Below are 10,395 nucleotides of genomic sequence, written 5' to 3'. Positions count from 1 at the left end.
GTTCTGACAGCATCGCCAAGTTTTCTTGCTCAACATCAGTCACCAAGACTTGGTGATCAAGGGTCACTTCGATATGAGATTCTGCTTGATTAAACGGAATAGCAACCGTCGCAAAACAAAGGATGAATATAATGATTAGGCCAACCCACTTGCCCTCTCTTCCGCCTGTGTCAGCGCGTACACTTTGAATCATCATTTTTCTTTGATCTCTACAACGTCGACTTCAACAGGAAACTCGTGACCTGAATCAAACACGAGGTAAAACTCAGAATTTGGGTTTGGAAATTCGACAATAGAGCGTTTATCCGTCATCTCTTTCGCTATCAAGTTGTCTTCATAGTCGTACATCGCGACTGCGTAATCTATCGCTTTACTACCATCAGAGTAACCTGCCTCACAGGCAACCGTTTTGCCTTCAAACCAACAGCTCATCAATGGAAAGTGTGCTTGCGCAGGTAATGCCGCTAAACCAAGCCCCAGAGCTAAGCACGGAGCAATTATGGTGTTTGCTTTTATTGTTATTTTCATCGTTCGTACCCTCGCCACGTTACAAATTTTCAGTGGTATACTGACCGTTAAAGGGCTCTAATGAGCCCTTGTCTTTTTTATCTAATAATCAGGAGCTTTCTCCCGATAAAACCGACTATTGAAGCAATGCTTCGAATGTCAGGTGCACATTCGTACTTGCTTTGTCTGCCAGTGGGTTGTCAACCAACTCACCTTTGTAGTTCGCTTTCATTACGTAACGACCCGCTACGTCTGGAGTAAACGTGATTTCACCGTTTTCATCGCTCACTACATCAATCTGCTCTTGGTGATTGCGGTAAAGCGTACCTTCACGAGTAATTTCCGCTTTCACGTCTTTCTGGATTTCACCGTTGTAGAAGAATTGGAATGTCACCGGTTCGCCTTCAACGATGTCTGAAGGGTGTGTAACAGGCTTCATTTCAAGAAGCTTGCCTTCAATTTTGAAAACTGAATCCGTTGGCTTGCCTACTGTGATGTAACTTTCTGCGCGAGTGAAACCAACTTGAGTTACCACGTCACGTGATTTTTCAGGTAATAAGGCATCACGCTCAGCTTTAGTCGCTTTAATCCATTTTACTGTGTCACGACGACCCGCTTTGTACTGTGTCCAGTACGTTGGTTCATTGTTGATTGCTACTTTGTGTGTACCTTCTTCCTCAAAATAGAAATCAAACATTGAGCGACGCTTGCCTTTTACAACGAAGTTAGGACGCTCGTTACGGCCATCAGGCATGATAACGAATGCTTTATCACTTCCTGCTGGCTTATCAAAAACAAACGTACCGTGGGATGCCGTCACATCAAATGTTAACCAGTCACCACCTTCTTTAGAAACGGTGAAATGAGAAGGCAAAACCCAACGAGGGTGAGCTTGCGCAGTCGTCGTTGCTGCTAGACCGAACGCCATTACACCTGCAAGAGCAAGCGCCTTTATTTTTGTCTGTTTCATCATGTTCAATTCCATTATTTGTAATCTTTAACCGTGTCGCTCAATGAGCGTCTACGATGGCTACCATTATTTATCGCTTCTTTATCTACTACTTAACGATATAGTTGAGCGTAATCTGACCGGTCTCTTCCGTTGGTTCTAATTGGTAAGAAGCATTTTTGTCAGTGAGTGCTACTTTTTGGCGAAGATAGTTTCGGCCACCATGTTCACGTACAACTTCAATATGAACCGTGTATTCACCTTGCTCTAACGATTGACCGGCATCATTTTTGCCATCCCAAGCAAAACGATATTGACCAACAGGACGTGTTGCGGAAGTCACCGCATCAACGAGTTCGCGGTCGTAACGTCCGACTTTTCGCCACCAACTTCGTAAATCTTTAAGCCATTCATCTTGGCCGACCCAAAGCTCGATCGTTTTCACTGACTTTCTTTCACTGTTCTCTACCCATATCGCTACGTAAGGGCGCTTGTATGGAGAAGCCTCAATTCTTGGTAACTCGAAATGCACATCGAGCTTTGCTGTGTCAGGAAGCACCTCAGCCATGCCTAAGCTTGGTAAAAGAGACAAAGCAAGGAGCGATTTACTCCAATTCATATTTTTCATGTTTAACAACCTTTCAAATCCGTTGCGCCTTTAATTCACCCTCACACCGCCTCATGGAACGGATAGCGGGTTACGGTACGGCGACAAAATAGATAGCAAGTGAAATTGCAGACCCAAATACCGTCCATTTAATAGAGGTATTAAGTGTTTTTTTCTTAGGTAACAGTAAGCACACACCTGTCAGTACAAAGAAGACCATCAATAGCGCAGTAATATCGATGAACCACTTCCACACTTCACCGCTATTACGCCCTTTGTGTAGGTCATTCAACAATGCAATAACGCCATAATTCGTTGTTTCGACTTCCACCATTTCAGAAGTCACATCGACGAACACAGAAGCGTTGTAGCCAGGTCCTTTGAAGTCCATAGACACTTCACCGATGAGCAACTCACCGTCTTCAATCTCTGCGTAGATGTCTAAACCCGAAGGAACGCCAGATAGGTTTGCTTCTTCAAACAAAAACGTTTCAAAAGCAGACTCGTCGGCTTTCAGTCGACCGTCTTGGATCGTAAACAAACTCGTGGGAAGCGTTAGCGTAGAGTGTTGGATATTGGGTTGGCTGGATTCAAATAGCTCAGGGCGATTAAGGGTGATGCCTGTCACTGAAAAGAAAAGAACAACAAACAACAGCGCCATAGAAATATAAACATGAAGTCGACGAGCCCATGATTGAACCGCCCTACTTTTTAACGACATACAAACCAATACCTATAGATTTTATGGCGACAATTTAGTTGATAATCATTCGTATTGGCATTCAATTTACATCATTTACGTTATCCATAATGTAAGTGGCCGAGTTACAAGTTATTACAGAACGCTCCTAAGAATACCGTTAATGTATTAAGCAACATTTGCTTAGATAAGGGTCATCATGAAAAGTTTATTGCTAGGGGTAACCATTCTTCTACTGTCTGCTTGTAATTCAAATTCAAGCTCGAGTTCACCTAAATCCACGACACCGACGGCCGTTGCTAGCGTTGAAAATGTGGCTGACAAAGCGATGATCAAGCAGATCGGAGCATACATGAAATTGAATTACTGGGATGGATATAATTACGCCAAAAGACCCCACTACCTGATTCGTGTCAATGCTAAAGATGAGCCTATAAATGCATTCATTATTAATCCTCAGTCAGTTCTAAAAAGTGCGACCAAGATCAGTTCAGCAGAATCTGGTGGTATGAAAATCTATGAATACAAAAAGGAAATGCATAGTGCCGTAACTAAGATAAACAACGGTTCAAATAACCTGTACACCTTCGACTTACTTATTGATGGTCACAAATACTACGCACAAAAATACACGGATGCAGTCGCTAACAATCAACACCCATTTACCAATGACCTTTTATTTGCGCCTCATGAGGTATTCCACATCTATCAAACCTCTTGGGCGAACAAAAGCAATTGGCGACAGGACGTTGACAATTACCCTACAACCAAAAGCATTATCCAAGACGAGTTAATACTCACCGAGCTGTTTGATGGACTACCTAGAAAATTGACTAAGGTGGAAGCTCGTGAGCTGTTGAAACAATATGTGGCAATTAGGCAACGACAAATGCTTAACGACAATACATCGTTGGTTGAGAACATGGCCCTAGCACAAGAACGCATAGAAGGCTCGGCAGAATACATCACCGTCTTAACAGCCAGAAAAGTATATAAAAACAATAGCTTGAGCTTCGATAAAGGAAGAAGTTTTAGCTTGAATCTAAAAAATAAAAAAGACGTAAAGTGGCACTTTGGATTCTACGTTTTTTATAACAGTGGCGCCTCTGTCATTTATCTTTTAGACCAACTTGGTTACAAAATAGAACAACTGGAAAAAGCAATGTCGCCTTACGACGCTGCATTATCTGTTGTCGGGCATGATGTTGATGCATATCAACGAGCACTAAAATCAGTAGGCTCTAAAGTCGCTCAATTTGAAAAGGACGCAATAAAATACTCTTCACTGAGATAACTCAGTATGTCCACTCCGGTTCGTCGGTATGTCACGTTTTCAGACAAAGGTTGGGGGTTAATCATGGCTAAGATAGAGATACTGCAATGGCGTGTTTACTAATTTAAATAACGCTGTTGTATATTTAGATATATGAATAATCATACTCACTAAAAAGGATTTTTAATGCGTATCTATATTCCCATTGCTATGATTTTTATCAGCGCTTGTACTAGCCAGATTGTTAGTACTGACGAACATATCGAGAGTTACATCGGTTCCAATATTACCGATGCGCAAGCTTTGTATTTAACGCCCCACTCTCAAGCCGTTACATTTTGGGAGTCACGCACATTTGCTTGGGTGGAAACTCAAACCTCACTCGAGAATGGTGAAATACAACATTCTTTCAAAAACCCCTATCGTGACTGCACCATTAACTGGATTGTAGACCAAAGCGGAGTGATCATTGCGGGATCACACAGTGGCGAGATGTGCAGCCCTTAACTTTGCCTTTGCTCATACCTCGATCAAACAGCAAGGCCTAATGAAGCACTAAGGCTCAATTTTATTCAATATATAAAAAAGGGTGTCATTTGAACAATCAAATGACACCCTTTTGCTTTTCTTGTTTCTAATATGCTGTTTCTTGTCTTCTGTTTGCTATGAGCGGTTAGACGTTTCCGTTATCACTGACTGTTCGTAGCTGAGTAAGATATTTGATCCACCCTTTAGCCTCAGGAGACGGTTCAATGTTGTTCGCGCGCTTAGCTTGAGCGAGAGCATTATCTAAGTTCTTCAACTTATACCATGAACGTACTTTCGCTAATGCAACGTCAGCTTGCTTGTTCTTGTCTTTCACTTTGTCTAAAACAACCAGAGCTCGCTTGTAGTAACCTTGCTGAACCAATAATTGAGCAACATTCCAATGGTATCGAGTGTTCATATTCGACGCTAACGTCCACACTTCAATAGCATTGTCCCACTCTTTCGCTAGCTGCCAGTAGGTTGCTTGCTCAGCCAGAAGTTGAACATCGCTGTTTGCGTCATCTAACTTGCTAATTTCTTGCGCAGCGCGCTCAGGGATGCCTCGTTTCGCGTACAGTTGAGCAAGTAGCCTACGGTCTGAATTATTCAGTTCAACACCTTGTAGCTCAGCAAGCGCTAAGGTATTCAACGCATCTCGGCTACGCTCTAGCCTTAACTGAATCCCGACCAGTTGACGCCACCAGTTGTCTTTTTCGGGTTGAAGTTCAACTAAACTTTCTAACGTAGGAATTGATTGCTTCCATTGTTTTAACTGTAGTTGAGCACCCAGCTTTAACGAGAGAGGCGACAACTGTGGTTTTGAATTGAACTTGTCGCGATTACCAATGGCCACCAGTACTTTCGTCCAGTTTTCAATTTGGTATTCAGCTTGAGCAATTCGCATCCATAGCGTGTCTTTCTTTTCAGTTTCCGGTGCTGTTTTAACGAGCTCATAATAGTGTGGTAATGCCGCTTTAAAATCCTGCTCGCTAAGCAGTAAATCAGCTAACATACGTTTCGTTACCCAAGCTTGTTCATCGACCAATAAGCCACTATCCACTGCATAAGTAAGCTGCTTGATTGCCGTCTCTGTTTTACCATCTTGCCAGTAAAACACACCAAGCATGCGAGCGACATAGGCTTTGTCATAGCCTTTAGATAACTCCAAACTAGCCAAAACCTCAATCGCCTGTTTAACCTGCTCCTCTTGAGCAAGTTTATTCGCCTTTTGAACACGAATAACGGTGTATTGGGTAAGCTCTTTTGCCTGTACTGTAAGGGGCATTATCAACAAGCCCACTAATATCCATATCTGTTTCATCATTTTGCCAACTTAAACTCTAGTTTCACGGTTTGACCAACCTGCGCTACCGCTTTTCCATCGACGACTTTTGGTTGATACTTCCATTTTTTAAGTGCTCTTATCGCTTCACGTTCAAACATACGACGTGGATTTGCATCCGTAACTTGAATATCAACAGAACGTCCTGTTTCATCGATTGTAAAAGACAAAATGACATACCCTTCTGCGCCACGCTTTAGCGCTTTTGCTGGATATCGAGGTTCAACTCGATAAAGCGGCATTACCTGTTGATTTGACCCAAAATCAGAAAATGTTGGAGCGTTAATCGCTAGGCCTTCAATTGAAGTATTCAAATCCAGTGAAGACAGTGAAGACATTGAATTCAGAGGCGTTACTTCAGCTTGCGACTGAGACGTTTGCGCTTGCGGTGGCGGCTCTGGCATTTCGGGTTGTTCCGGGACTGCACGTTGTCTTCTCTGTACTTCTTGTTCTTGTTCAACCATCACCATGTTGAAACTTAACGTCTCACTGTTGTCTGGCGAACGTTGGTGTCCATTATCGACCATCCAAGCCATGAAAGAAAATAGTGCTAAACCCAACGCTCCCGCTAAAGGTAATGCAAGAAATAGGCGAATCATTGATTAAGATCCTCCAAGATCATCGCTTTTCAGCTGCAAGCGCAATATTTTTAACACCCGCACCTTTGGCAGCGTCCATCACTTTAACAACCGTACCGTTATAAGCATGCTCGTCCGCCTGAATAACCAAAGAAGCATCAGGTTGTTCTAGCAACAAGTGTTCTAACGTCGCTTGAACACGTTCAACATCCACAACACGTTTATCTATGAAAATGTCATTCGCAGAAGTAATCGCGACAAAGATACCTGCATCTTTTTGGCTCACTACATTTGAAGCTTGCGGGCGATTGACTTCAACACCAGATTCACGAACAAATGAACTCGTCACAATGAAGAAAATAAGCATGATGAATACGATATCAAGCATCGAAGTAAGGTCTATTTGAGCCTCTTCGTTTTTAGAATGACGTCGACCGAGTCTCATCGTTGACTCCTTAAAGATTTTTCTAATTTCAATTCTAAGCGGTTACAGACTTTCGCTAAACGAGCATGAACAAACATGCCCGCTAATGCAGCAACCATACCCGCCATCGTTGGTAAAGTTGCCAACGAGATACCTGAGGCCATCAATTTAGGATCACTGCTTCCTTGAGTCGCCATGACATCAAAAACGGAGATCATACCGGTTACGGTACCGAGCAAACCCAACATCGGACAAATAGCAACTAACAGCTTAATAAAGTTCAAGTTTTGGTTAAGCAAGATACTCGCTTGCCCCAACCAACCTTCACGAATGGCTTTAGCATGCCAAGAAGAGTGATCTTCTCTTTCATGCCACTTTGTAATCCAAGCTTGGCGTTGCTTTGGAAAATAGAACGCGAGATAAAGCACACGTTCTACCACAAGTACCCAAAAAACGAGGACGACAGCCGCTAGCCACCACAGGACGAAACCGCCCTGATCCATAAAGTTTGATAAAGACAGCAGCCAGTTACTCGTTAACCAACTCGCTGGTAATAGAGAACCCGACAAAATATCCATTACGCGGCAGTCCCAACTTGTGAAACAACAGCGCTTGGTTCAATAGACTTCTCTGCCTGCTCAGCAACAAGGCCAATGCCCTGTTTCTCCAAAATATTACGAATGTTCTCTGACTGAGTACTCAGAATGTTGTGTGCCAATAGCAGTGGCATTGCAGCAACAAGGCCAAGTACCGTTGTAACAAGTGCCATCGAAATGCCGCCCGCCATTACTTTAGGGTCACCATTACCAAACTGTGTGATCACTTGGAATGTTTCTATCATGCCGGTTACGGTACCTAGCAAGCCAAGCATTGGTGCTAGAGCAGCTAGAAGCTTCAGCATTGATAAACCTTTCTCTAGGTGAGTTTGTTCATCCACTACCGCTTCTAAAAGTCGCAGTTCTAATGCTTCTACTGTTTGATTTTTCTCTTTGCTGTAAACCGCAAGAACACGACCCAGAGGGTTGTCTCCCGCTTGTTCAGGTTTTTTAAGTTGAGCGCGAATCTTCTGACGAGCGATAGCCAAAGAAATACCACGAACCAATGCGATGATTAAGCCAATTGCCAACAAGCCAAGAATAACTTTACCTACTAGGCCACCGGCTTGCAGACGATCAGCTAGGCTTGGTTCCAAAGCTAATTGTTCTAGCATGAATCCACGAGAAGGATCGACGACCACGTTAGACACTTCGCCATTAGCTAAAGTAGAAAGCGACGCCAGTGTTGGACCTTGTGAAGGCTGCTTCAAGTAAACTATTGCATCTTGATGTCTAGCATCCCACCATACGTAACCTGACTCAGCAACTAAGCCAATAGAACCCAGTCGATAAGCTTCTGCCTTTTCAGTGACCCCTTCACTATTAACTAGTGAAACTGTCGACTTGCTTATCTCTGAACTTGCTTGAATTTGCTCCATCATGCTCAACCAAAGACCTGTTAACTGGGGCATTGACGGTAATGATTTTGCGTCCACGATTTGATAAACAGTTTCTGTATACGCTGCGCGATCTACGTTAGTTACTGTATCCGTAAGCTCATGTTCAAGGTCTTTTGCATTTTGTCTTACAACGCCAAACAACTCACCTAAGCTACCTGTTTCTAAACGCAGTTTCTCTTCTAAACGAGCAAGCTTGTTTTCGTTATCACTGAATGTCTGAGTCAGAACATCGGTCGCACCTTGAATAGAGCTACGTTTAGCTTCAAGCTGTGCTTTGATCGCTTTGAGTTGTTGTTCTGTCTTTTTAAAGTCAGCTTCACGAATTACGTTATGAGACGCTTGCGTGCGACTCTCTGATTTTGCTTTGTTAACAAGCTGAGCTGTCGTGTCTGATGCAGAGAAAGCAGAAAATGAAATTGACGTAATGCAAAGCAATGCTGCTAATGGCTTTAAGTTCATTACTTAACCTCCGCAACAGTTAAAGAAACAGGTAAAGTAATTAAGCTTGGAGACGCTTGCTTATTAGCAATATCGTACGCTTTGTCCAACTCAGATTTCATCGAAGAATCCAACTCTTGCCATTGATCGCTATTTTGGTCCCAAGACCAATATTGGGTACCATTTAAGTTACGAGCGACCAGTGAAATGCGGCCAAGATGCAAAATATCAACTTCAAGCACTTTATCTTGACTTAACTCGACACGGCTTGAATAAGAACTTAGCTTAATACCGTAATCCACTTCAATTTGGTACGCCTCTAAAATACGGCGATATTTTTCAGCATCACTGACATCAGCACGAGTCATCATCGCTTTCAGCTTTTCAACGCGACGCAGACGGCTATTTGTCTTGAAAGGTAGATCGCTTTCAATAACTTCCCGGAGACCATCGATCATCTTGTACATTAAAGGCACAACACCTTGACGTGTTAGTTTGATTTCGTCGATCTGCCCTTCAATACTCTGCGCTTCTTGATCTTGGCTCTTAACCAATGCGGCAAGATGATCGTGATAGATTTCTAAATTTTTCACTTCTTCTTGCAGACGCTCAACCTCAGCTTGCAACAATAATGTTGCTTGTGAGCTTTTATCAATAACCTTTTGGCTCGAAGCCGACGCGTTATTGGTCTTGTTTTGAATTGATTGAGCTTGATCCAAGCTGTTTGCCATCGATGACGTTGCAACCAAACTGATGGCAAGTGCTAGGCTAGTTTTTAAAAGATTCATAATTGTAGTCATTTACTTTAGAAGAAGAACAAATGAGTTTTATTGATAAGCAGTCTCATTATCATTAAAAACCACTCGCATTGCTAGGGGTATTTTTACTAAATAGCAGAATCAAGAAAGGGGAAAGTCGAAACCTTCCCCTTAATATTTAAGCTGCCAATAGTACCCTACTAACAAATTAGTATTTTACCTGTAACGTAGCCATGTAGTTACGACCTTCGCCAACAACAACGCCGCGAGTGCTGCCACCTTCTAGGTAATCTGTATCGAATAAGTTCTCTACATTAAAGCGTGCAACAAAGTCTAAGTTTTCATCGTACTTAATCGTATGTGCAACACCAGCATCTACACGAGTGTAAGCGTCTTTCTTAAACGTGTTAGCACTTTCAGTGTAACGCTCACCTACGTGATACACACCTAGGTTTACATCAGTACCGTTGTTGAATGCGTAAGTAGACCAGATGCTTGCAGTAAATTCAGGAACGTCTGCTGGTGTTTTACCATTAAGAGCAGGGTCATTCTTATATTCAGCATCTAAGAACATTGTTGATGCACTTACAGAGAACGCATCCGTCACGTAGCCCGTCGCAGCTAGCTCCACACCAGTGTGAACTTGCTCACCCACCTGTGTAGTACGAGTATCTTTTGCATGAGATGCAGGAAGGTCTTCTGTAACTTGCATGTTCGTTTGTGTGATCTGGAATACTGCTCCTGATACGAATAAACGCTCATCAAACAGTTCCCACTTTGAGCCTAGCTCATAAAG

The 10,395-nt window shown here is 42.8% G+C and carries 13 protein-coding genes and 1 pseudogene; 2 read left to right on the top strand and 12 right to left on the bottom strand.

Features of this window, described 5'->3' with window-relative positions; all coding sequences use genetic code 11:
* The 5 genes and pseudogenes from AB4496_RS13480 to AB4496_RS13460 form a co-directional block, all read right to left on the bottom strand.
* Positions 1-196 (bottom strand): annotated as a pseudogene (locus tag AB4496_RS13480) (hypothetical protein); the annotation flags it as partial.
* Positions 193-528, bottom strand: a complete 336-nt coding sequence (locus tag AB4496_RS13475) for a hypothetical protein (protein WP_012600589.1) — start codon at positions 526-528, stop codon at positions 193-195. The gene AB4496_RS13475 and the pseudogene AB4496_RS13480, both read right to left, overlap by 4 nt.
* Positions 529-643: 115 nt before the next feature.
* Positions 644-1,480: a DUF4198 domain-containing protein gene (locus AB4496_RS13470; protein ID WP_017102108.1), complete on the bottom strand. Its 837-nt coding sequence runs from the start codon at positions 1,478-1,480 to the stop codon at positions 644-646.
* 85 nt (positions 1,481-1,565) lie between these two features.
* On the bottom strand, positions 1,566-2,084 hold the full coding sequence (locus AB4496_RS13465; RefSeq protein WP_102257992.1) for a DUF2271 domain-containing protein: 519 nt from the start codon (positions 2,082-2,084) through the stop codon (positions 1,566-1,568).
* A gap of 70 nt (positions 2,085-2,154) precedes the next feature.
* On the bottom strand, positions 2,155-2,784 hold the full coding sequence (locus tag AB4496_RS13460; protein ID WP_032555053.1) for a PepSY-associated TM helix domain-containing protein: 630 nt from the start codon (positions 2,782-2,784) through the stop codon (positions 2,155-2,157).
* A 178-nt stretch (positions 2,785-2,962) separates the two neighbouring features.
* Between AB4496_RS13460 and AB4496_RS13455 the strand changes: the two genes are divergently transcribed.
* The gene (locus AB4496_RS13455) at positions 2,963-4,057 is read left to right on the top strand and encodes a hypothetical protein (protein WP_102257991.1); all 1,095 of its coding nucleotides are present in this window, start codon (positions 2,963-2,965) and stop codon (positions 4,055-4,057) included.
* 165 nt (positions 4,058-4,222) lie between these two features.
* Entirely contained in the window at positions 4,223-4,543 is a 321-nt protein-coding gene (locus tag AB4496_RS13450; RefSeq protein WP_102257990.1) for a hypothetical protein, read from the top strand.
* A gap of 166 nt (positions 4,544-4,709) precedes the next feature.
* On the opposite strand, the gene AB4496_RS13445 is transcribed toward AB4496_RS13450, so the two are convergent.
* The 7 genes from AB4496_RS13445 to AB4496_RS13415 form a co-directional block, all read right to left on the bottom strand.
* Complete coding sequence (locus AB4496_RS13445) at positions 4,710-5,888, bottom strand: hypothetical protein (protein ID WP_102257989.1); 1,179 nt, start codon at positions 5,886-5,888, stop codon at positions 4,710-4,712.
* On the bottom strand, positions 5,885-6,505 hold the full coding sequence (locus AB4496_RS13440; RefSeq protein WP_009845405.1) for an energy transducer TonB: 621 nt from the start codon (positions 6,503-6,505) through the stop codon (positions 5,885-5,887). Before AB4496_RS13440 ends, AB4496_RS13445 begins: the two co-directional genes overlap by 4 nt.
* Before the next feature lie 19 nt (positions 6,506-6,524).
* Positions 6,525-6,929 carry a biopolymer transporter ExbD gene (locus AB4496_RS13435; protein WP_004731145.1) on the bottom strand — a complete coding sequence of 135 codons (405 nt, stop codon included), beginning with the start codon at positions 6,927-6,929 and terminating at the stop codon, positions 6,525-6,527.
* A complete protein-coding gene (locus tag AB4496_RS13430; protein WP_009845407.1) occupies positions 6,926-7,486 on the bottom strand; it encodes a MotA/TolQ/ExbB proton channel family protein in 561 nt (186 codons plus the stop codon). Before AB4496_RS13430 ends, AB4496_RS13435 begins: the two co-directional genes overlap by 4 nt.
* Complete coding sequence (locus tag AB4496_RS13425) at positions 7,486-8,862, bottom strand: MotA/TolQ/ExbB proton channel family protein (protein ID WP_102257988.1); 1,377 nt, start codon at positions 8,860-8,862, stop codon at positions 7,486-7,488. The genes AB4496_RS13430 and AB4496_RS13425 overlap by 1 nt, the downstream gene beginning before the upstream one ends.
* A complete protein-coding gene (locus AB4496_RS13420; protein ID WP_102257987.1) occupies positions 8,862-9,629 on the bottom strand; it encodes a DUF3450 domain-containing protein in 768 nt (255 codons plus the stop codon). Before AB4496_RS13420 ends, AB4496_RS13425 begins: the two co-directional genes overlap by 1 nt.
* A gap of 178 nt (positions 9,630-9,807) precedes the next feature.
* On the bottom strand, positions 9,808-10,395 hold a 588-nt coding region (locus AB4496_RS13415), incomplete at its 5' end, for a TonB-dependent receptor domain-containing protein (protein ID WP_372131134.1).

This window comes from Vibrio sp. 10N.222.46.A1 (assembly GCF_041473595.1).
GTDB lineage: Bacteria > Pseudomonadota > Gammaproteobacteria > Enterobacterales > Vibrionaceae > Vibrio > Vibrio tasmaniensis_A.
Note: the sequence above shows the minus strand (reverse complement) of the source record. Positions and strands in the feature narration are given on the sequence as shown.

Bases quoted from the DNA above. Each gene is read 5' to 3' on its own strand.
- AB4496_RS13475 (WP_012600589.1), bottom strand. From the start codon at position 528: ATGAAAATAACAATAAAAGCAAACACCATAATTGCTCCGTGCTTAGCT.
- AB4496_RS13470 (WP_017102108.1), bottom strand. From the start codon at position 1,480: ATGATGAAACAGACAAAAATAAAGGCGCTTGCTCTTGCAGGTGTAATG.
- AB4496_RS13465 (WP_102257992.1), bottom strand. From the start codon at position 2,084: ATGAAAAATATGAATTGGAGTAAATCGCTCCTTGCTTTGTCTCTTTTA.
- AB4496_RS13460 (WP_032555053.1), bottom strand. From the start codon at position 2,784: ATGTCGTTAAAAAGTAGGGCGGTTCAATCATGGGCTCGTCGACTTCAT.
- AB4496_RS13455 (WP_102257991.1), top strand. From the start codon at position 2,963: ATGAAAAGTTTATTGCTAGGGGTAACCATTCTTCTACTGTCTGCTTGT.
- AB4496_RS13450 (WP_102257990.1), top strand. From the start codon at position 4,223: ATGCGTATCTATATTCCCATTGCTATGATTTTTATCAGCGCTTGTACT.
- AB4496_RS13445 (WP_102257989.1), bottom strand. From the start codon at position 5,888: ATGATGAAACAGATATGGATATTAGTGGGCTTGTTGATAATGCCCCTT.
- AB4496_RS13440 (WP_009845405.1), bottom strand. From the start codon at position 6,505: ATGATTCGCCTATTTCTTGCATTACCTTTAGCGGGAGCGTTGGGTTTA.
- AB4496_RS13435 (WP_004731145.1), bottom strand. From the start codon at position 6,929: ATGAGACTCGGTCGACGTCATTCTAAAAACGAAGAGGCTCAAATAGAC.
- AB4496_RS13430 (WP_009845407.1), bottom strand. From the start codon at position 7,486: ATGGATATTTTGTCGGGTTCTCTATTACCAGCGAGTTGGTTAACGAGT.
- AB4496_RS13425 (WP_102257988.1), bottom strand. From the start codon at position 8,862: ATGAACTTAAAGCCATTAGCAGCATTGCTTTGCATTACGTCAATTTCA.
- AB4496_RS13420 (WP_102257987.1), bottom strand. From the start codon at position 9,629: ATGAATCTTTTAAAAACTAGCCTAGCACTTGCCATCAGTTTGGTTGCA.